The sequence below is a fragment of the Bartonella sp. AA89HNZF genome (assembly GCF_042196905.1).
Lineage (GTDB): Bacteria > Pseudomonadota > Alphaproteobacteria > Rhizobiales > Rhizobiaceae > Bartonella.
Window position 1 is genome coordinate 334 of sequence record NZ_JBHIRD010000133.1, and the last position, 234, is coordinate 567.

At 41.9% G+C, this 234-nt stretch carries 1 pseudogene; it reads right to left on the bottom strand.

Going from position 1 to position 234, the window contains the following annotated elements:
* Positions 1 to 234: pseudogene (locus ACFIN0_RS10140) on the bottom strand (hypothetical protein); the annotation flags it as partial.

The following is a 234-nucleotide window of genomic DNA, read 5'->3' on the forward strand; positions in this document are numbered from 1 at the left end:
CAGGCAATAGAATATCTCCGCTTTCTGTCATCAGAATTTCAACTGGTTTTCTAACCCCGCCATCATTGTTGCCGCTACTACCGCCGCTGCTATTGCTACTATTTGCTTTGATTGAAGCCATCAGGTTGGCTGGTGAAATAAGCGCATTTATTGTTTTTGTGCCATCAATCCAGTCTTGTTTGGCAAGAGGTTGAATGAGATCAACTTTTTTCTGTACACTATGTGCTGTATCTT